This is a genomic window from Enteractinococcus coprophilus, assembly GCF_006716305.1.
Classification (GTDB): Bacteria; Actinomycetota; Actinomycetes; order Actinomycetales; family Micrococcaceae; genus Yaniella; species Yaniella coprophila.
Genome location: NZ_VFOU01000002.1, coordinates 550,872 through 572,176 on the forward strand (window position 1 = coordinate 550,872; position 21,305 = coordinate 572,176).

Genomic DNA, 21,305 nt, shown 5'->3' on the forward strand with positions numbered 1-21,305 from the left:
GTATTGTGGAGTTCACATATGAATCTCTACGGTGCCGGCCAGTTTGTCGTGTAAGCCCCGTCCGTCCTGGTCGATGATGAGCACAGGTACGACTAAGCCCAGCAGTGCCGCGCGAATGGCGGCTTGATACAACTTGATGGGGGCGCCACCGACTTGCACAACTTGAATGCGGAATAGCAGCTTGCCCAGCGTGGTCGCAAAGAGCCACAGCAGTACAAAGTGCAAGACGACAAAAATGCCCAATACCAGCCACTGATTGCCCGCCGCAAGCATCATGCCAATACCGGATGCGATAAACCAGTCGACAAAAACCGCGCCGATACGTCGCGGATAAGAAGCGGCCGAGGCGGGCCCAGTTTCTGGCAGACCCAAAAACTCACCGGCCCATCGAGGTTCTCTAGAAGAATATTGTGGGTTGCTCATCGGCTCTAGCTTAGTGGTTCTGCGTTGTTGTGTAGCTATTGGTCGCCGCCCCGCAGTGTGCTCTAGGCCGCATTCTGCGCCGTGTGAGGTTGAGAACTTCATTGTCTAGTTCAAAGTCGTTAAGCTTGAGCCATCGTGTACGCAATGAATGGAGTGACAATGTTCACCTCGCCAGAAGAAGTTTTATCTTATATCCGGGATGAGGGGGTGGTCTTCGTTGACATTCGATTCACCGATTTGCTCGGCGGTCAACACCACTTCAATGTCCCCGCAGAATCTGTAGACGAAGACTTCTTCACCACAGGCCAACTCTTTGACGGTTCCTCAATCCCAGGATTTGCCGGAATCGCCGATTCGGATCTTCAGCTGATTCCTGACGTGGAAACGGCTTTCGTGGATCCTTTCCGCAAATACAAAACCCTGTGCATGTCGTTTTCGATTCTGTCGCCGCGCACCGGCGAAGCATATGTGCGTGATCCACGTTCCGTTGCTCAGCGCGCCGAAGACTACGTCGCCGCCACCGGCATTGCTGACACCGCTATCTTCGCTGCGGAAGCGGAGTTCTATATTTTCGACAGCGTTCGGTTCGAAGCGCATCAACCCCACCGAATCTTTGTGACGATCGATTCCGATGAGGCCTACTGGAACGACGGTACGGAGATTGAAGGCGGCAACCTCGGGCACCGTAACCGTGCCATGAAGGGCTACTTCCCAGTTCCTCCGGTTGATAAGCACGCCGATCTGCGTGACGAGATCTCTTTGCTTTTAGGCCAGGTTGGGCTTGAGGTTGAGCGTTCCCACCACGAAGTCGGGGCCGGGGGCCAGGGGGAGATTAACTACAAATTCAATACCCTGGTGCGTGCCGCTGACGACGTCCAGCTGTTCAAGTACATCGTCAAAGGTGCAGCACAACAGGCCGGTAAGACGGCTACGTTCATGCCCAAACCCATCTTTGGCGATGGCGGCTCCGGTATGCACTGTCACCAGTCGCTATGGATGGATGGCGAACCGCTGTTCTATGACGAGCGCGGCTATGCCAACCTTTCTGATACTGCTCGCTGGTACATTGGGGGCCTTCTCAAGCACGGTTCGGCAGTCCTTGCTTTTACCAACCCAACGGTGAACTCCTATAAGCGCCTGGTCAAAGGCTATGAAGCCCCGATCAACATGCTGTACTCGCAAGGTAACCGCTCAGCAGCTATCCGCATTCCCGTCACCGGATCCAACCCGAAGGCCAAGCGTCTCGAATTCCGCGCGCCGGATCCATCAGGTAACCCTTATCTTGGATTTGCGGCCCAGCTGATGGCCGGGCTCGACGGGATCCGTAACCGGATTGAACCGGCAGAACCCATCGACAAAGACCTCTATGAGCTGCCCCCAGAAGAGGCCGCGAATATCCAGCAAGCGCCACGCACACTAGCAGAAGCTATGGACGCCATCGAAGCAGACCACGACTTCCTCCTCGCCGGGGACGTGTTTACCCAAGACATCATTGAGACTTGGATCGATTTGAAACGCGAGACTGAAATTGCCCCCATGGAGGCCATGGTGTCTCCAAAAGAATTCGAGCTCTACTACAGCGTCTAGGACCACCCCAAACCTTCAACCTCCGAGAGCCTCTGCCCCACGGCGCCATCACAGCGCATACGGGCAGGGGCTCAGGGCTTTAACAATCTAGCCGGACACGTCTTTGCGATAACCGCGAGGGTTGATCTCAAGCTACCCTGGGACGTGATGAGCAAATTTACCGACCGAACCCGCATCGTCCACGCCGAGTTTTATGACGGATGGGTGTTAGAAATCGATGGTGACATCCAGTCCCACGTCGACCTAGATGATCCCGGGTTGATCAGATTCGAATATCTGCGCCGCATCGGCAATGTCCTTGATGTCTGCTGGCCACCCACGCAACCCATTCGCATCCTGCACCTTGGCGCTGGAGCCCTCACTTTGACACGCTATGTGCAAGCCACTCGACCGGGTTCCCGCCAGACCGTTATCGAACTTGACCCGGAACTCGTGACATTCGTGACCTCGCAACTCCCGCTGCCGCACGGCACAGACCTGCAGGTGCTCATCGGAGATGCCCGTGCCGAGCTCAAAAAGGTAGCGGGCCGCTTCGATGCCATCATCGTGGATATCTTCACCGGCAGTGACACCGCAACGCACTTAAGCCATGACGGCTTCTACCGAGAAATCTTGCAGCGATTGACCAATCGAGGCGTATTACTCGTGAATATTGGGGACGACGACGGCCTTGAGTTCTTTAGTCACCAAGCCCGGGCCCTGCACCGCGTTGCCGTGCATGCCGGTTGGGACGGCGCATGGACGCTGGCTGATGCAACAACCCTAGAGCAACGACTGGCAGGCAACGCCGTATTAGCTACGGGCCCGGCACTACCTACTGGACGCCACAAGGCAGCGGCTTTGCGCTCGCAGCTAGCGGCTGCGGGACCCTACCCGGTAAAGGTCCTCACCCCGGGTGAGACCATGGGTTTGGTCGAAAATATCGGCAGATAACGAAGTAAAGACCTTACCACTCCCCAAGGTGGCGAACATTGTGTACAGTAGATGCTGTGTTCCGGGGTCGGTGAGAATCCGAACCGGCGGTGACAGTCCGCGACCCCCGCGCCTGCGGGGCTGATCCAGTGAAATTCTGGTACCGACGGTGATAAGCGAAATGCTTTAGTCCGGATGAGAGGAACGCGCCGTCACCAAGTGGCGGCATTTCCCGGCGCACCTGTATTTATAGGAGTTCGACGCCGGATGTTATCCCACGCCCAGCTAGCTACGGCAATGCAGCGCGCGATCTTACTCGCGCACCGTGGCCCGGCCGAGGATCCCAATCCACAGGTGGGTTGCGTGATTCTGGATGCTGGCGGAATCATCGTTGCAGAGGGTTTCCACAACGGAGCGGGTACAGATCACGCCGAAATCGTCGCTCTGACCGAACTCGATCCCACACTCGATCCGGCTGAACTGACCGCGGTCGTCACACTGGAGCCGTGCAATCACACCGGTAAAACCCCGCCGTGTGCTCAAGCCCTGCTGGCCGCAGGCATTGGCACCATTGTGTATGGTCAACCCGATATCGGAGTCGAATCCAGCGGAGGCGCGACCACACTGTTCGCGCACGGGCGTCAGGTCATCGGCGGCATCGAATCGGTGGCCACCGCCCAACTCATCGCACCGTGGCATGCTCGAACCGGACAAACCCGTGGTCACACCATCGCCAAATGGGCCCAATCATTAGATGGCAGACTCGCTGCTGCAGACGGCACCAGCCAATGGATTACCTCAGCGACCGCTCGTCGCCATGTACACATCCAGCGTGCCCTGGCCGACGTCATTATTACCACGACCGCCACCGTGGCAACCGATGATCCAACTTTGACCGCCCGTGATGCGGCCGGAGGTCTGCTGGTCCCAGCACCGGATCAACCGCTGCCCGTGGTGTTTGGTGCAGGGCCCATCAGCGATCACGCAAAAATTCACGGCCACCCTGCCGTAGTGCACCGAGGTCTCGATAGGGCACCGCAATTTACCGGCACTGATCTCGCCGCAGACTTTGCGCAGCTCAAGGATCTGGTCGGATGTTCGCCGCGGGTTTTCCTAGAAACTGGTCCCCGGTTTCTCACCGCGGCGCTGGCCGGGGGGCTCGTCGACAAGCTGCTGATCTACACTGCACCAACCGTCCTGGGTGGGCCCTATCATGCCATTGGCGACATCGGCATTTCCACGCTCGAAGAGCGGCTGAACTTTAGTTTTTACGGCGTCCACCGACTGGACACCGATCTCGTTACTACCTTGCGGAAGGATCATTAGTGTTCACCGGCATCATACAGACCCGCGGCACCATAACCGATATCGCCGAAACATCGCACGACACACTGGCCTTGACGATACGTGCACCCAAAGTGCTCACCGATGTCTCACGCGGCGATTCCATTGCCATCGACGGAGTGTGTCTCACCGTCACCGAGTTCACCGCCGAGACGTTCACCGCCGACGTCATGGTCCAGACTTTGAACCTGACCTCGTTGGGCACCAAAGCCGTGGGCGATGAGGTCAACGTTGAACCAGCCATGGCGGTGACCGACCGGTTTGGCGGCCATATTGTCCAGGGGCATGTGGAAGCCGTCGGCAGCGTCGTCGAGATCGAAGCCGACGAAAAGTGGACCCGGATGCGCCTGAGCCTGCCCGCACACTTGGCACCGTATCTCATCGATCAAGGCTCCATCACAGTCGACGGCATTTCACTGACCGTCGCTGGGGTGTCTGCACAAGATGCGGTCGAGCACTATTTTGATATCTTTCTCATCCCCGAAACTCTAGAAGCCACCACATTAGGCAACGCAGAGGTAGGCACCGTCGTCAACCTTGAAACCGACCTGCTCGCCCGGCACCTTGCCCGCATGATCCAGTTCCAAACCAATGAGGGAAAATGAAACTCGACACCATTGACTCCGCCATCGCAGCCATCGCCGCTGGACAACCGGTCATCGTCGCCGATGACGAAGACCGCGAAAACGAAGGGGACCTGATCCTCTCGGCCCAGCTGGCAACCACTGAAACCATCGCCTTTATGGTCGAGCACTCCTCGGGGCTGCTGTGCGCGCCGATGTCGGATGAGATTGCCGATCGGTTGGAGTTGCCGATGATGGTGACCAACAACCAAGACGTTCGCCAAACCGCCTACACCGTGACCGTTGACGCCGCAGAAGGTGTGACCACCGGCATTTCGGCAGCCGACCGTGCCCACACTGTGAACCTGCTGGCCGGCGAGCACACCACACCCAGTGACCTGAACCGTCCCGGGCACATTCTGCCGCTGCGGGCAGTAGGCGGAGGGGTCCGCCAGCGCCCCGGACATACCGAAGCCGCCGTTGAGCTGATGCGTCTGGCCGGTCTTGCACCGGTGGGCGTCATCGCCGAAATCGTGGCCGATGACGGCGATATGATGCGCCTGCCGGGGCTCATCGAGATGGGTGCCGAACAAAATATCCCGGTTATCACCATCGAAGCGCTCATCCATTACCTCAACGCACACCACCCCGAGACCGCGCCAGACAAGATCACGCACCGCCATGTCTCCCAGCGCGCCGAAGCACTCGTCCCCACCGATTTCGGACCGCTGACCATGAAGGTCTACCGCGACCGTAAAGCCGGGGTTGAACACCTGGCCTTGATTGGTCCTAATACCACCCTTCGAACCGAAGAACCCACAGTGGTGCGAGTGCACTCTGAATGTCTGACCGGTGAAGCCTTCGGGTCGCAGAAATGTGAATGCGGCGCCCAGCTTGATGCCTCACTGGAATATATCGGCACGCACGGCGGTATCGTCATTTATCTGCGCGGGCACGAAGGACGCGGTATCGGATTGGGCAATAAAATTCGGGCCTACCAGTTACAGTCCACGGGCTTGGACACGATCGAAGCCAATGAACACCTCGGGCTGCCTATCGATGCCCGCAGCTACACGGCTGCCGCTGAGATCCTCGACAGCCTGGGTATCCATAACGTCAAACTCATGACCAATAACCCCGACAAAGTCACCCAGTTAGAAGCCAATGGCATCACCGTAACCGAGCGCATCGGACTGGTCGTGGGCCAACACCCAGAAAATCTCGGCTACCTGACCACCAAAGCCACCAAACTCGACCACGCCATCCCCACCGAAAACCTCTAAGGAGTACCCACCATGGCCAAACACGGCGCCCCCCACCTTGCAGTCGATGCCACCGGACTCAACGTCGCCATCATTGCCGGATCCTGGCACACAACCGTCATGAACGGACTCATCGACGGCGCGAAATCCACCCTGGAATCCTCCGGCGCTACCTATGAGCTGGTCACCGTTGCCGGCTCCTTCGAAATCCCTTTGGCCGCACAAACGGCCCTTGCCAACGGTTATGACGCCGTCGTCTGCCTCGGGGTCATCATCCGCGGTGAAACCCCGCACTTTGATTTTGTCGCCGACGCTGTGACCTCCGGGTTGACCCGGGTCCAACTTGATGCTGGCAAACCTGTGGGCTTTGGAATCCTCACGGTCGATGACGACGCCCAGGCACTCGACCGTGCCGGACTTGCTGATTCCCACGAATCGAAGGGCCAAGAAGCAGCCGAGGCCGCCCTCCACTTGGCGATGTCCGTCAAGCAGTTGACGGAATAATTCCCAGTTCACTTGGTGCTGTACGTTCTAGACAAACATTTTTTCTGGAGGTACCTTGACTGCACCCTACCCCGTGTCCATTCTCGATCTGGCAACCGTTCGCCACGGCCAACCGATTGCCCAATCGCTGAAAGAATCCACGGAACTTGCCGTATTGGCCGATGAGCTTGGGTTCCACCGACTGTGGTTCGCTGAACACCACAACATGGAAACTATCGCGTCATCGGCCACCTCGGTGTTACTAGCCCACATGGGTGCACACACCACCAACATTCGCCTCGGAGCCGGGGGCATCATGTTGCCTAACCACGCTCCCCTGGTGATCGCTGAGCAGTTCGGGACGCTCCATGAGCTGTATGGCGACCGGATCGACCTCGGGTTGGGCCGAGCCCCGGGAACTGACCAGAAAACGCTCATGGCATTGCGGCGGACCAACCAATCCGCTGAACGGTTCCCTTCGGATGTGCTGGAGCTGCAAAGTTATCTCAAAGGTGAATCTCGTATTCCGGGAATCAACGCCTACCCCGGCTCCGGTACCAATGTGCCACTGATCATTTTGGGGTCATCGCATTTCGGTGCGCAGCTGGCGGCCCAACTCGGCCTGACCTATAGCTTCGCCTCGCACTTTGCTCCGCAGCTGCTCGAGTCTGCTGCGGCCCTGTATCGCAGCGAGTTCAAACCCTCGGAGGGTCTCGCCGAGCCCTACTTCATTGCCGCGGCCAATGTGATTGTCGCGGATACTCAACAGCGTGCCGATGAACTTTGGGAACGGGCCAAACGAGCTCGCATCCGTACGATGCTCGGCCGCGGCCGGCAGCTCACCGATGATGAGGTGGAACAACTCGTACACTCGGTACCTGGGCAGCAAGTGCTGCAGATGCTAGAAATGACCGCCGTGGGCACCCCGAACGTAGTCCGTGAGTGGCTAGATGATTTCGCATCCCGCGTCAACGCCGATGAACTCATCGTGACGAATATGGCCGGTCCGCTGGAAGACCGTCGACGTGCTTTGCAGTTAATGTCGGAGCACATTATCCAACGCTAAAAGTCGCTGACCGCGCGCGGGCTGGTGGTCCCATAAAATACCCGCTCAAATACTGCTCGCGCGTGGCGAGTGATGCGCAAATAGTCATCTTCAAACTCGCCGACTTCCCCGGCGTCATAACCGGTCCACCGTGCCAGCGCTTCGAGCAGGTCACGGTTCGTCGGTAAAACATCTGACACCTTCCCTGTTGAGATGACGATGCCCGAACGGATCCTGGTGGCAAGACTCCACGCGTGGATCAAGATGTTCGCATCCTCAGCTGTCAACAACTCCGCAGCTTTAGCAGCCTCGAGTGCTTTGAGGGTGTTGGTAGTTTGCAGTTCCGGATAATCGGGCGTATGTTGCAGCTGCAGAGTCTGAGTGAGCCATTCGACGTCCGTGAGGCCACCTCGGCCAAGTTTCAGATGGCGTGCGGGGTCCGCGCCTCGCGGGAGCCGCTCCGCCTCGACTCGGGCTTTCATTCGTCGGATCTCTTGGGCTTGGGCTTTCGTGAGTCCATGCGTATAGCGCACCGAATCAGCCCATTGAGTAAACGCATCTTGGAGATGCTGTGAGCCAGCGATCGCACGAGCTTTGAGCAAGGCCTGGATCTCCCAGGTATCGGCCCACTGTTCGTAATACGCCCGGTATGAATCTAACGAACGTACCAGCGGGCCGCGTCGTCCCTCCGGTCGCAGATCCGCATCTATCTCCAACACCGGCTCCAACACGATCGGGGGCCGCGTGGGCATCTTCATAAAGCTGATGAGCGCTTTGGCAACATCGACAGCAAAACGACTGGCTTCGTCAACGGCTACCCCGGCGGCCGGCTGATGCACGAACATAACATCCAGATCCGACCCATACCCAGCCTCATAGCCACCCTGTCGACCCATCGCAATGACGGCGACGTCGGCGCGCGGCCCCTCCCCGCCCCATTTCTGGGTTACGTGATCGACTACCAGCCGCAATAAAGCTTCAACAGCCGCCTGATCAGCTGCTGCGAGCGCTTGAGACACCTGGGGCTGTTCCACTAAGTCACACGCATCCGCCAAACTGATACGCAGAATCTCACGACGACGCACGACTCGAACGTAGCGCGCGGCATCGGGCAGATTCGGGTGACGGTGAATCAAGGCCGTCATTTCCGTCTGGATTGTGTCCAGGCTCAACGGCATTAGATCCTGGTCCCGATCCATCCACGCGGCAGCCTGCGGAGTGTGCTCTAACATGTCGGTGATGTATCGCGACGAGGATAAAACATGTGCCAGACGCTCCCCGGCTGCTGAAGAGTCTCTGAGCATGTGCAGATACCAGTGCGATCCCCCAACGGACTCGCTGAGTTTGCGAAATCCTAACAATCCGCCGTCCGGATCGGGACCCCACGCCAGCCAACCCAACATGGCCGGCAGGATTTGCCGCTGGAGTTTCGCTTGCCGCGACACCCCGGAGGTGAGCGATTGGATATGCCGGACCGCGCCCCGAGGATCCCGGTAGCCAAGGGCGGCTAGCCGTGCTGTGGCAGCCTCAGGCGTGAGTCGGGCATCGTCTGGGGACAAGGCAGCGGTGGACGGTAACAACGGACGGTAGAAGAGCTGTTCGAATAAAGTCCGGTTGGACCGCACCGTAGCCTTCCACGCTTTGACCAACTGCTCGGGGTCCTTGGGCCATTGGCCACTGATGGGACGCATGGATCGAGTGAGCATCCGTAACTCGTGCTCGGTGTCAGGCATCATATGGGTGCGACGCAACCGGACCAGTTGGACTCGGTGTTCAATCAGACGCAGAAACCGGTAGTTGTTGGTCATGACCTGCGCGTCGCTGGGTCCAATGTAGCTGCCGGCCTGCAGCGCTTCCAGAGCATCCTCGGTTGCTCGAACACGAAGCTCGGGGTCGGTCTTGCCATGAACTAGCTGCAAGAGTTGGGCGGGGAATTCAACATCTCGCAAACCCCCAGGGCCCAACTTGATCTCACGTTGGCGTTGATCGTGACTAATATGATCAATCACCCGGTGACGCATGCGCTGGACCTGACGCACAAACCCTTCACGCGTAGAAGCTTGCCAGATCAGCGAACTCAACGCGTCCAGGTAGCGCTGCCCGAGCGCAAGGCTGCCTGCTACAGGGCGTGCTTTTAGCAACGCTTGGAACTCCCAGGTGTGCGCCCAACGTTGGTAATACTCCAGATGTGAGGATACCGTTCGTGACAACACACCGTCTTGTCCTTCAGGACGCAGATTCGTATCAATCTCCCACAGCGCCGGTTCACGGGCAGGCTGATTCACCACCGTGGTAATCCCCGCGGCAAGTTCGCCGGCAATATCGGCGGCTGCTTGACGAGTCAACTGGGACCCCTCGGCCACATCGTGAGCGAAGATCACATCGACGTCAGAAAAGTAATTCAGCTCCCGGGCACCGCACTTGCCCATGGCAATCACCGTCAGTTCAACATCGGTGGCCTCGTCATAACGGATCAATATCTCCGCACGGGATACGGCCAACGCGGCTTCTAAGACGGCCGCCGCTAGATCTGACAGCCACATAGACACCACTGGTTGCATCGCCACCGGGTCATCGGCCATCAGGTCCTGAACAGCGATAGCCACCAGCTGGCGACGATATTCAACACGCAACGCCACCGAAGCGTCCTTGCCCGTCATAGTGGCAACGGGCGGTTCTTCGTAAGGGTCGGCACCGACTGACGCCAGCAGGCGCGCTCGCAGTACGGGCGCTGCGTCGATTGCGCTGCCTTGTGCATCAACTAATCCCCCGCACGCCGGGGTGGAATCCACATCTGGGTCGCGGAAAATATCCAGTTGTTCGGGACGTCGAATCAGATACTCACCAAGCGCTTCGGACGCACCAAGCAAACGCAATAATGGCCGGGCTGCATCCGCCGTCACCAGCCTGGTCACTGTAGGTTCGCGTTCAATGAGCCGAATCAGCAACAACAGCGCGGTATCTGGGTCGGGGGCCACGGCAAGCTGGGCTAACAGGTCTCCTAGCTCAACGCCTACTAGTTCTTTGGAGTCCAGTAAAGATTCGGCGCGTGCGGTGTCTTGTATCCCAGCGGATAATAATTCACGGTGGCTTAGCGGTTGACTCATATAGCGTCCAGGTACCGCCGAATTTCAAAGGGCGATACATTGACTCGGTACTCATCCCATTCGGCTCGTTTGGCACGTAAGAACGATTGGAACACGCTTTCGCCCAGCACGTCGGCGACGAATTCGGATTCTTCAAGCACTCCGAGCGCGTCGTGCAAAGTGGTCGGCAGCGCAGCGTGGCCCATCAGCATTCGTTCACGCGTGGTCAAGAGTCCAATGTCTTCATCTGCGGCGTCAGGCAGCTCATATTCTTCCTCGATGCCTTTCAACCCCGCCGAGATGATCAAGGCATAGGCCAGATAGGGGTTGGCCGCAGCATCGATACCCCGGTATTCAATCCGGGCAGAACCGGCCTTATTGGGTTTATGTAGCGGGATACGCACCAGCGCAGAACGGTTATTATGTCCCCAGGACACATACGACGGCGCTTCTTTGCCTCCCCATAACCGTTTATACGAATTGACGAACTGATGGGTTACAGCGGTGATTTCGGCAGAGTACCGCAGTACCCCGGCAATGAATCGGCGCGCTGTGGTAGAGAGCTGGTATTCGGCTCCGGGCTCATGAAACGCGTTAGCATCGGACTCAAACAACGAAAAGTGAGTGTGCAAAGCCGAACCCGGCTGTGATCCAAGCGGCTTGGGCATGAAACTGGCGTGCAGCCCCCGAAGAGTAGCTACCTCTTTGATCACAGTGCGCGCCGTCATGATGTTATCCGCGCTCGACAAGGCATCGGCGACGCGTAAGTCAATCTCATTTTGGCCCCACCCTGCCTCGTGGTGGGAGAACTCAACCGAAATACCCACGGCTTCCAACATAGAAACGGCTTCACGCCTAAAATCCTGGGCCACCCCGCCCGGGACGTGATCGAAGTACCCAGCCTCATCAACCGGTACCGGCACACCCTGATCGTCCCACTGGTCTGCCTTGAATAAATAAAATTCAATCTCCGGGTGCAGATAGCAACTGAACCCCATATCGGCGGCTGTGTTCAGGGTGCGACGCAGCACATTGCGCGGGTCAGCCATGGAGGGTTCGCCGTCGGGCATTTTGACGTCGCAGAACATGCGTGAGGTCTGTTCCTCATCACCGCGCCACGGCAGGATCTGAAAAGTTGTCGGATCCGGTTGTAACAACATGTCGGATTCGAAGATCCGCGTGAAACCTTCAACGGAGGAACCATCAAAGCCCAGGCCCTCACTGAAGGCGTATTCGACCTCGGCGGGGGCTAGAGCCACCGACTTCAGCGCGCCCACCACATCGGTAAACCAGAGCCGTATAAATCTGACATCCCGGTCCTCAAGGGTGCGTAACACGTATTCTTGCTGACGATCCATGACTGCGGTATCTCTTCCGATCGGACAAATACTGGGGTTCACCTACCACAATAGCAATGAGCCATTAGACTGTTGGCATGGTTGATTCCCCGTACTCCGTATTGAAAAAGACTCCAGCACGGTATCGTTCCGTCCACTTCCAACAGATTAAGGACGCCGGCGGTAAGTTTGCGATGCTGACGTGTTACGACGCGACCACCGCCCAGATCTTTGATCATGCCGGGATTGAGACCTTATTAATCGGTGATTCTTTGGGCAATGTGGTTCAGGGGCAGAACTCCACGTTGGGTGTGACCATGGACGATATGATCACCTTTTCGAAAGCTGTGGTGGCCGGCACGGAACGGGCTTTTGTTCTTGCAGACCTTCCGTTTGGTTCATATGAAGCCTCGGTTGAACAGGCTGTAGAGTCGGGTATCCAGTTGGTGAAAGAAACCGGGATTTCTGCGGTCAAGATGGAAGGTGGGATCGAATACGCGCCCCACATTCAGGCCCTCACGGCCGCGGGTGTCGCGGTGGTGGCCCATACCGGTTTTACTCCGCAGTCCGAACACGTGTTGGGTGGCTACCGGGTGCAAGGTCGCGACGCAGATGCGAGCACTCGGATGGTGGAAGAGGCCTTGGTCTTGCAGGATGCTGGAGCAATGATGTTGCTCATGGAGATGGTACCTGCCGAAGTCGCCGCCGCCGTTGATCAAGCTCTGACGATCCCCACTGTAGGGATCGGGGCCGGCAATGGCACAACGGGTCAAGTGCTTGTCTGGCAGGATGCTTTCGGCCTCAATCGCGGGCGAGTCCCCTCGTTTGTCAAAAAATATGCTGATGTTGGCCAGGTGCTGTCAGACGCGGCACAACAGTACCGTGAAGACGTGCTTCAAGCTAAGTTCCCTAACGACGATCACAGCTTCTAGCGAAGCCCCCATTCTGCATCTTCTTCGTCTTGCTCGTCCCAAGCCCTGTTGCGTTGCGCGTAGGTCTCAAGTGCATGTTCGGCTTCGTCACGCGTAGCAAAAGGACCGATGCGGTCCTTCGAGAATGATTGAGGACCATCTTCGACTTGGCCAGTTTTGACGTTGTACCAGTAGCGTTTTCCTTCAGTCATACTTCTTTCATACCAGATCAAGCTAGCAGGCAGATAGACTTGTAAGCATGACTTTTACCCCACCTAACCTTGCGTCTCTTCCGGTCATAGAGCCCGGCTCACCCAATTCTCATAACCACCCGGTCGATTCTCCACCGCGCGGTGAACCAGGATCACGGGCACCGCAAGGCCGGTTAACCCCTGGCCTCGTGTCCGCGCAGCTAGCGGTCCCCGATCATATCGCCCGCCCTGATTATGTCGGCAAAAAGGATGCCGTCGAAGGGCTTCATGGCGACGTCTATGACGCCGAAGGTATCGCGAAGATTCGCGCGGCATCACGTCTGGCTGCCGATGCCATGAACCTGGTGGAACAATACATCCAACCGGGGATTACCACGGCTGAGCTTGATCGCATTGGTCATGAATTTATTATTGGTCACGATGCTTGGCCCTCGACGTTGGGCTATAAGGAATTCCCAAAATCTATGACCACCTCCCTAAACGAGGTGATCTGCCACGGAATTCCTGACGACACAGTGTTAGAAGATGGCGATATCGTCAATATTGATATCACCGTGTACAAAGATGGCCACCACGGAGACCATAATAAGACGTTCTTGGTAGGCACCGTTGATGAAGAGTCATGTTTGCTGGTCGAACGAACTGAAAAAGCACTCGAGCGTGCGATCAAAGCGGTGAAACCCGGTCGAGAAATCAACGTGATCGGTCGGGTTATCGAAACGTATGCCAAGCGTTTTGGCTACGGTGTGGTCGAGGATTTTGTTGGACACGGCGTTGGCCGTGAGTTCCATTCAGGGTTGATCGTGCCGCATTACGATACGGCGCCACGTCATAATGAGGTCATGGTCCCGGGCATGGTATTTACCATCGAGCCCATGCTGACCCTGGGGGGCATCGCTTGGGAGTTGTGGGACGACGGATGGACTGTGGTCACAAAAGATCGCAAACGCAGTGCCCAATTCGAACATACCATTGTGGTCACCGACGACGGTGCTGAGGTCCTGACAACCACTGACTGAACTGATCGCAAGCAGACCGGTGGAACCTGGCTTCCCCTTCCAGGCTCCACCGGAGTCTATTAACGGACGAACAGTTTAGTTTGTAGTGGCTCCTCCGCTTCGGGTCGTACCCTTAATTCTTGGATGGCTTTTTCAAAATCGTCGAGGTTGTCAAAGTCTTGATACACCGAAGCAAACCGCAGGTAGGCCACCTGGTCGAGTCGACGCAGTGGGCCTAAGATAGCAAGGCCGACTTCATGGGCATCGATCTCGGCATGACCGGTTGCTCGAATGGACTCTTCAACCTCCTGTGCCAGTTTCGCCAAGTCATCATTGGAAACCGGTCGGCCTTGACAGGCTTTGCGGACACCATTGACCACTTTGGCACGGTTGAACGGTTCGGCCACGCCAGAACGTTTGATAACGCTCAACGACGTGGTTTCCATCGTGGTGAAGCGCTTATCACACGACCGGCATTCGCGCCTGCGACGAATTGCCGAACCGTCCTCTAATGACCGTGAGTCTACTACTCGGGATTCTTCATGTCGACAAAAAGGACAGTGCATGGGGAAGTAAACCTCTCTATAAAATTAGGTCTAAACAAATACTATCCCTACATGTTGTTGTAGTTCAACCCTTTGAGGTACTACATATAGTGACGAGATAGATCTGGACGTCTACCTAAGAGGGGTCGGGTTCTGTTATTCGAGACAGGCTGGTCCTAACAGCACTTTCAAATCTCCGTAGAGAGCAGGATTTGGATTGACTTTATACTGGGGTCCGACTCGCATAATTTCCATGCTCAGATTGCCTACGAGCTTGATATTCACATCGGTGGTGCCCGAGTGATTGCGGAGAACATCACCAAGCTGGCGGATTAACGGTTCGGTGGCTTTGAACGATGGAATCGTCAAATTCAATGGCCCATCAGAACCTAAATCAGTGGTATCAATGATGGTCATCTCTTGAGCGGAGATCACCACCGATCCATCGTCGCGACGTTGCACACGCCCTTTAATGGAGACCACCAGATCCTCTGCAATCACGCTGGAGATTGGCTCATATACTCGCCCAAAGAACATCACATCGATGGACGCTGCGAGATCTTCTACCTCAGCCCGCGCATACGGATTGCCTGAGGTCTTGGCAACGCGGCGTTCGAGGGAGGTGATCAGCCCTGCAATAGTAACAAATGAGCCATCAGCGGGCCCGTCCTCGTCAAGAATCTGACTGACAGTGTAGTCCGCATGTTGATCCAACACCTGCTCTAGACCCTGCAGCGGGTGGTCGGATACGTAGAGCCCGATCATTTCGCGTTCAAATCCGAGCTTGGTTTTCTTATCCCACTCCGGCAGATCGGGCACGGTAATACCAAAGCCGGTATCGACTCCAGCATCTTCGGTATCTTCCAGCAGGGAGAAGAAATCGAACTGGTTATTCGCTTCTTGGCGCTTTTGGACCATCGAGGCGTCGACGGCCTCCTCATGCACAGCAAGCAACGATCTGCGCGTGTAATTCAACGAATCGAAACCACCGGCCTTAATCATGGATTCGATGGTTCGTTTGTTACAAACTTCTTGTGGAACTTTCTTGAAGAAGTCCTGGAAAGTCGTGAAAGCACCTTGCTCATCGCGGGCTTTGACCATTCCTGCAACCACGTGTGCACCCACGTTGCGTACAGCACCCATACCGAAACGGATGTCCGTCCCAACGGGAGTGAAGTTCTGTTCAGACTCATTAACATCTGGCGGCAGAACCTTAATATCCATCCGACGACACTCGTTGAGATATATCGCCAATTTATCTTTATCGTGGGACACCGAGGTCAGCAAGGCAGCCATGTATTCGGCCGGATAGTGTGCCTTCAGATATGCCGTCCAGTAAGACACCAGACCGTAAGCAGCCGAGTGTGCTTTATTGAATGCATAATCCGAGAACGGTAGAAGGATATTCCACAGAGCAGTAATAGCCTCCTGTGGGTACCCGTTATCTAGCATGCCCCGCTGGAAGCTTTCGTACTGTTTGTCTAGCTCTTCTTTCTTCTTCTTACCCATTGCACGGCGCAAAATATCTGCTTGACCTAGCGAATATCCTGCAACCTTCTGCGCGATCGACATGACCTGTTCCTGATACACGATCAAGCCGTAAGTCACGCCAAGAATTTCTTCCAGTGGCTCTTTGAGCGTCGGGTGAATTGGGGTGACTTCTTGCAACCCGTTCTTACGCAGCGCATAGTTATTATGCGAATTCGCCCCCATCGGCCCCGGACGATACAGCGCTAGGGTCGCGGAAATGTCTTCGAAGTTGTCTGGACGCATGAGTTTCAACAGTGACCGCATGGGCCCACCGTCGAGTTGGAACACCCCAAGGGTGTCACCACGGGCCAGGAGCTCATACGATGCTTGATCCTCGAGATCGAGGTTTTCCAGATCCAGCGTGAAGTCTCGGTTCAGTTTGATATTCTCTACCGCGTCCGAAATCACGGTGAGGTTTCGCAGACCGAGGAAATCCATTTTGATCAGGCCCAGCGCCTCAGCGGTGGGATAGTCAAACTGCGTAATAACCTGTCCGTCAACAAGCCGCCGCATAATCGGAATGACGTCAATGATGGGGTCCGAGGACATGATCACACCGGCAGCATGGACGCCCCATTGGCGGATCAAGCCTTCAATCCCTTTGGCAGTCTCAAATACTTCTTGCGCTTCTGGGTCAGTTTGCAAAAGTTCCCGGAAGTCGCCGGCTTCTGAATAACGTGGTGCTTCTGGATCCTCAATATCTGCCAAAGGGATATCCTTGGCCATGACAGCTGGCGGCAATGCCTTGGTCAGTTGGTCACCCATAGAAAAAGGCTTGCCCAACACACGAGCAGAGTCTTTGAGCGCCTGCTTGGTCTTGATAGTTCCATAGGTGACAATCATCGCCACCCGTTCGTCACCGTATTTTTCAGTCACGTACTCGATAACTTCGTTGCGCCGACGATCGTCGAAGTCCACATCGAAGTCCGGCATGGACACACGATCAGGATTAAGGAAACGCTCAAAAATCAAACCGTGTTTCAGTGGATCTAGTTCCGTGATGCGAAGAGCATAGGCTACCATCGACCCCGCACCAGAGCCACGACCTGGGCCCACGCGGATGCCCTGTTCCTTCGCCCAGTTAATAAAGTCGGCTACGACTAGGAAATATCCAGGGAAGCCCATGTTAATAATGACTTCAAGCTCGTAGTCGGCTTGTTTCTGGACATGGGCTGGCACACCATCGGGGTAACGAACCCGAAGTCCGCTATTGACTTCCTTGACCAACCAGCTGGTTTCGTCCTCCCCCGGCGGGGTCGGGAACTTGGGCATGTAGTTTGCTTCAGTGTTGAAACTCACCTCACACTGTTCTGCAATGATCAGTGTATTGTCGATCGCTTCCGGTAGATCAGAAAACAGTGTGCGCATCTCGGCGGCAGACTTCAAGTAATAGTCATTGCCAGAAAACGCGAAACGCGACCCGCCCTCATCATAGGTTGGTTCACTAAGTCTGGACCCAGACTGCAGAGCCAGCAGTGCTTCGTGATGCTTGGCGTCGTGCTGGTGAGTGTAGTGCAGATCATTGGTCGCAACCAAAGGTAGTTTGAGATCTTTGGCGATCTGCAGCAGGTCGCCAATCACTCGGCGCTCTATATCTAACCCATGCTGCATCACTTCGACGTAGAAATTGTCTTTACCGAAAATATCCCGGAACTCAGCTGCAGCATTAAGTGCTTCTTGATACTGCCCCAAACGAAGACGAGTTTGTACTTCTCCAGAGGGGCATCCCGTCGTCGCGATGATGCCCTCGGAATAGTCGTTGAGAAGCTCCCGATCGATACGTGGCCATTTGGCGTACACGGCGTCTAAGGAAGCTTGAGACCCCATCCGGAACAAGTTGTGCATGCCGGTATTGTTTTTAGACAACAATGTCATGTGGGTGTAAGCACCACTACCTGATACATCGTCACCACGTTGGTCCGGGTCGCCCCAACGAACGCGAGTTTTATCTGTGCGATGTTGGTGTCCGGGTGCAAGATAAGCTTCTAGGCCGATGATGGGTTTAATGCCGTACTGTTGGGCCTTGTTCCAGAAGTCAAAGGCTCCAAAAAGGTACCCGTGGTCTGTTATAGCTATGGCTTCCTGGCCAAGACGATTGGCTTCGGCAAATAGTTCATCAAGTTTTGCCGCACCATCTAGCATCGAATATTCGGTATGCGTGTGAAGGTGAACAAAACCATCGTGTTGGGCACTGCCCCTCGCCATATATGGATCGACCTCCGGGTTGTTGATTGACTCGCGTCAGTCAGTCTAATCGTTTTATAAAACTATTCTCTTAAGCGATCGAGCGCGTATTGCAGGTCCATCGAATAATCGGTGGTATAGGACACAAACTGCCCGGTGACCGGGTGGTTGAACCCAAGCCCTACGGCATGTAACCACTGTCGAGTCAGCCCAAGTTCAGCTGCTAGCCCAGCATCTGCACCGTATGTGAGATCCCCAACGAGCGGATGGTTCAGGGCCGAGAAATGTACGCGGATCTGGTGGGTCCGTCCAGTGCGGAGTCTTACATCGACCAGCGTGGCAGTCCCAAACGATTCCAAGGTTTGGTACTCGGTGATAGCTTGTTTACCGCCCTCGACTACACCGAAGCGCCATTCATATCCCGGCATGCGATCGATCGGTGCATCGATTGTGCCACTGAGTGGGTCCGGCAGACCCTCAAGCATCGCATGATAGTTCCGTGTTGGGGTTCGATCGTGAAAAGCCTGCTTTAACCGGCTGTAGGCGACTTCCGTTTTGGCAACGACCATGAGTCCCGATGTGCCAACGTCTAACCGTTGGACAATACCTTGACGCTCTGGTGGACCCGAGGTTGCAATATCGATGCCAAGCGCAGCCAGGCCTCCGACCACGGTGGGCCCACGCCAACCTTGGGAAGGGTGAGCAGCGACGCCCACTGGTTTATCAATAACAACGTAGTGTTCTTCGTCATCGACGACGATTAGGTCCTGCACGAATTCTGCTTTCACCTCGAGCGGGTCGGGATCATTAGGGATGGTTATGGTGAGAGAATCTCCGGCACGCAGTTTGGTGGACTTCACCGCAACCTCATGATTGACTAATACAAATCCGCGTTGAATCCATTCGACAGCTTTCGTACGCGATATGCCGGCGGCGTGCGCTACAACGGCGTCTGCTCGGCCTCGGCTGGTCACATCAACCGTGAGACGGTGTAGTTCTGGGGTGGTCATACCACTACCCTAATCGCGGTCCCCGGACGCTGGTGAGCCGTCGGATTGGTTATGAGCTGTGTCATCGGTCTCAGGTTTACCATCCAGGGTCTTGCCCATCATCACCAGAATGACAATCACGATGATCGAAACCACGATGAAAGAATCTGCGATATTGAATATGGCGAAGTTTGGCAGCGCGATGAAGTCGATTACGTGTCCGATACCGAACCCTGGTTCACGAAAGAGTCGGTCGGTCAGGTTTCCAGCGATCCCACCGGCAAGACTGCCCAGTGTTATGAGCCAGGGTAGGGTCCTTGCCCGAAAGACTATCAAGCACAGCACAATGAGCAGCCCTGCTGCCTGGATGATCGTAAATATCCATGTGTAGTCCGTACCGATGGAGAACGCTGCACCGGGGTTGCGGATGAAATGCCAAGACAAGACGGGCTCGATAACGACAATTCGTTCACCCTCCGACATGTTTGCGAGCACGGTCTCTTTGGTCCATAAGTCAGCGAGGTACGCAATTATCATCGGGATCAAAGCGATCCACCAGGCGCGTTGAGGTACTGGCTTAAAGGCTTTGGCCACGGGTGCTCCTAAGGCATCTTCACAATTTTACAAACACAATGGTCGGCTATTTTCTGCAAAATAGCCGACCATTGGTAGTGGCGTCGACAGCATAGTGGTGTCGAAAAAGTGCCAAAGACTAGTCTGTGACCCGTGCTTGTGAATCGAGGTCTTGCAGTTGATTCTCGATAAAAGCGCGCAGGCGTGAACGGTAATCGCGTTCGAAGCCACGAAGCTCTTCGACTTCGCGTTCCAAGATTGTTTTGCGTTTTTCGAGTTCGTCCAAAGTCTTGCGAGACGTCTCTTGAGCTTCGGTCACCATGCGGTTTGCTTCGCGCTCGGCCTCGGAGATAATTTCGTCGCGTTTACGCTCGCCTTCAGCAACGTATTCATCGTGCAGACGCTGGGCCATGGCCAACACACCGGCAGCTGATTCAGCAGTCGATTCATGTGCGGGTTCTGCCGGGGCTGCTGGAGCGGCTTCCACGATTTCTGGTTCTGGTTCTACTACAGCTTGTTCGACGACTGGTTCAGCCTCGACGACTGGCAGATCGGCGGCAGTAGATTCATCATCGAGGCCGTCCGCAGGTACAGGAGCTGGTACGGGCGCAGATTCACCGGTTTGAGTTTCAAGCTCCGCCACTTGACGGCGCAGTTCATCATTTTCCTGGTTCAGACGGCGTAGTTCCTCAACGATCTCATCGAGAAAATCATCTACTTCGTCTTGGTCGTAGCCTTCACGAAATTTCGTGACTTGAAACTTCTTATTGACTACAACTTCCGGCGTGAGAGCCATGTGGTCACCCCAATTACTTGGTCCTGTACAAAATACGAAAACATTTTGCTTTCTGATCAGTAGGTTGAGCACGTAGCTCACGTCTACTTATGTATCTGTTAGATAACATTAGCATCGCAAATCACTTAACGAGTAGTCGACGTGGCTGTTACGGCTAAATACCTGCTGTATTGAGCAATATTACTTGATTTTTATCAGGCTGTAGCGCCTTGAAGTGCGATAAATCTGATGATCGTGACGATAAGAAAAACTACGATGAACGACAGGTCTAAAGAGACCTGCCCAAATCGCAGCGGAGGTATGAAGCGGCGGAAGAAGTGCAGCGGAGGGTCGGTTAGCGTCATAACAAGCTCTGCAACAACCAGGTTGATGCCTCGCGGACGCCAGTCCCGGACGAAGACATTGACCAACGAGTAGAGGATTCGCACAACGAGGATAAAGAAGTAAATGGTTGCCACCAAGTACAGCAGAGTCCAGAATAATTGCACAAGTCCTCAGTTTCTTCGTCGATACGTTTCGTTGTCG

General features: G+C 55.6%; 19 protein-coding genes and 1 riboswitch. Of the genes, 9 read left to right on the plus strand and 10 right to left on the minus strand.

The window, feature by feature from the left end:
* Positions 1-12 precede the first annotated feature (12 nt).
* Complete coding sequence (locus tag FB556_RS07270) at positions 13-423, minus strand: RDD family protein (protein WP_170200404.1); 411 nt, start codon at positions 421-423, stop codon at positions 13-15.
* 159 nt (positions 424-582) lie between these two features.
* Here FB556_RS07270 and glnA point away from each other — a divergent pair, with 159 nt between their 5' ends.
* The 7 genes from glnA (at position 583) to FB556_RS07305 (ending at position 7,640) form a co-directional block, all read left to right on the plus strand.
* Positions 583-2,010, plus strand: coding sequence for a type I glutamate--ammonia ligase (gene glnA / locus FB556_RS07275; RefSeq protein WP_141866217.1), 1,428 nt, complete (start codon positions 583-585; stop codon positions 2,008-2,010).
* A gap of 147 nt (positions 2,011-2,157) precedes the next feature.
* The gene (locus FB556_RS07280) at positions 2,158-2,943 is read left to right on the plus strand and encodes a spermidine synthase (RefSeq protein ID WP_141866219.1); all 786 of its coding nucleotides are present in this window, start codon (positions 2,158-2,160) and stop codon (positions 2,941-2,943) included.
* A gap of 53 nt (positions 2,944-2,996) precedes the next feature.
* A riboswitch (FMN riboswitch) is annotated at positions 2,997-3,133 on the plus strand.
* A 56-nt stretch (positions 3,134-3,189) separates the two neighbouring features.
* Entirely contained in the window at positions 3,190-4,248 is a 1,059-nt protein-coding gene (gene ribD / locus FB556_RS07285) for a bifunctional diaminohydroxyphosphoribosylaminopyrimidine deaminase/5-amino-6-(5-phosphoribosylamino)uracil reductase RibD (RefSeq protein WP_170200405.1), read from the plus strand.
* Positions 4,248-4,871: a riboflavin synthase gene (locus FB556_RS07290; protein WP_141866222.1), complete on the plus strand. Its 624-nt coding sequence runs from the start codon at positions 4,248-4,250 to the stop codon at positions 4,869-4,871. Before ribD ends, FB556_RS07290 begins: the two co-directional genes overlap by 1 nt.
* Positions 4,868-6,112, plus strand: a complete 1,245-nt coding sequence (ribB, locus tag FB556_RS07295; protein ID WP_141866224.1) for a 3,4-dihydroxy-2-butanone-4-phosphate synthase — start codon at positions 4,868-4,870, stop codon at positions 6,110-6,112. Before FB556_RS07290 ends, ribB begins: the two co-directional genes overlap by 4 nt.
* A gap of 12 nt (positions 6,113-6,124) precedes the next feature.
* Positions 6,125-6,595 carry a 6,7-dimethyl-8-ribityllumazine synthase gene (gene ribH / locus FB556_RS07300; protein WP_141866226.1) on the plus strand — a complete coding sequence of 157 codons (471 nt, stop codon included), beginning with the start codon at positions 6,125-6,127 and terminating at the stop codon, positions 6,593-6,595.
* A 55-nt stretch (positions 6,596-6,650) separates the two neighbouring features.
* On the plus strand, positions 6,651-7,640 hold the full coding sequence (locus FB556_RS07305; RefSeq protein WP_141866228.1) for an LLM class flavin-dependent oxidoreductase: 990 nt from the start codon (positions 6,651-6,653) through the stop codon (positions 7,638-7,640).
* Here FB556_RS07305 and FB556_RS07310 read toward each other — a convergent pair.
* Together FB556_RS07310 and FB556_RS07315 are read right to left on the minus strand one after the other, a co-directional pair.
* Positions 7,637-10,726: a bifunctional [glutamine synthetase] adenylyltransferase/[glutamine synthetase]-adenylyl-L-tyrosine phosphorylase gene (locus tag FB556_RS07310; RefSeq protein WP_141866230.1), complete on the minus strand. Its 3,090-nt coding sequence runs from the start codon at positions 10,724-10,726 to the stop codon at positions 7,637-7,639. The two genes, FB556_RS07305 and FB556_RS07310, sit on opposite strands and share 4 nt — an antisense overlap.
* A complete protein-coding gene (locus FB556_RS07315) occupies positions 10,723-12,063 on the minus strand; it encodes a glutamine synthetase family protein (RefSeq protein WP_141866232.1) in 1,341 nt (446 codons plus the stop codon). Before FB556_RS07315 ends, FB556_RS07310 begins: the two co-directional genes overlap by 4 nt.
* Positions 12,064-12,140: 77 nt before the next feature.
* Between FB556_RS07315 and panB the strand changes: the two genes are divergently transcribed.
* Positions 12,141-12,974 (plus strand): 3-methyl-2-oxobutanoate hydroxymethyltransferase, encoded by an 834-nt coding sequence (gene panB, locus FB556_RS07320; protein ID WP_141866234.1) that lies wholly within the window; start codon positions 12,141-12,143, stop codon positions 12,972-12,974.
* Here the strand turns inward: panB and FB556_RS07325 are convergent.
* Complete coding sequence (locus FB556_RS07325; protein ID WP_141866236.1) at positions 12,971-13,165, minus strand: SPOR domain-containing protein; 195 nt, start codon at positions 13,163-13,165, stop codon at positions 12,971-12,973. The two genes, panB and FB556_RS07325, sit on opposite strands and share 4 nt — an antisense overlap.
* A gap of 47 nt (positions 13,166-13,212) precedes the next feature.
* Between FB556_RS07325 and map the strand changes: the two genes are divergently transcribed.
* Positions 13,213-14,184: a type I methionyl aminopeptidase gene (gene map / locus FB556_RS07330; protein ID WP_141866238.1), complete on the plus strand. Its 972-nt coding sequence runs from the start codon at positions 13,213-13,215 to the stop codon at positions 14,182-14,184.
* A gap of 59 nt (positions 14,185-14,243) precedes the next feature.
* On the opposite strand, the gene nrdR is transcribed toward map, so the two are convergent.
* The 6 genes from nrdR to FB556_RS07360 all read right to left on the minus strand — a co-directional run bounded on the left by nrdR (position 14,244) and on the right by FB556_RS07360 (position 21,268).
* Positions 14,244-14,729 carry a transcriptional regulator NrdR gene (gene nrdR, locus FB556_RS07335; RefSeq protein WP_141866240.1) on the minus strand — a complete coding sequence of 162 codons (486 nt, stop codon included), beginning with the start codon at positions 14,727-14,729 and terminating at the stop codon, positions 14,244-14,246.
* A gap of 135 nt (positions 14,730-14,864) precedes the next feature.
* The gene (dnaE, locus tag FB556_RS07340) at positions 14,865-18,443 is read right to left on the minus strand and encodes a DNA polymerase III subunit alpha (RefSeq protein WP_141866242.1); all 3,579 of its coding nucleotides are present in this window, start codon (positions 18,441-18,443) and stop codon (positions 14,865-14,867) included.
* Between the two features lie 62 nt (positions 18,444-18,505).
* Positions 18,506-19,432 carry an RluA family pseudouridine synthase gene (locus FB556_RS07345; protein ID WP_141866245.1) on the minus strand — a complete coding sequence of 309 codons (927 nt, stop codon included), beginning with the start codon at positions 19,430-19,432 and terminating at the stop codon, positions 18,506-18,508.
* Between the two features lie 9 nt (positions 19,433-19,441).
* Complete coding sequence (gene lspA / locus FB556_RS07350) at positions 19,442-20,005, minus strand: signal peptidase II (RefSeq protein ID WP_342774657.1); 564 nt, start codon at positions 20,003-20,005, stop codon at positions 19,442-19,444.
* Between the two features lie 118 nt (positions 20,006-20,123).
* A complete protein-coding gene (locus tag FB556_RS07355) occupies positions 20,124-20,780 on the minus strand; it encodes a DivIVA domain-containing protein (protein WP_141866247.1) in 657 nt (218 codons plus the stop codon).
* 194 nt (positions 20,781-20,974) lie between these two features.
* The gene (locus FB556_RS07360; RefSeq protein WP_141866249.1) at positions 20,975-21,268 is read right to left on the minus strand and encodes a YggT family protein; all 294 of its coding nucleotides are present in this window, start codon (positions 21,266-21,268) and stop codon (positions 20,975-20,977) included.
* Positions 21,269-21,305 lie beyond the last annotated feature (37 nt).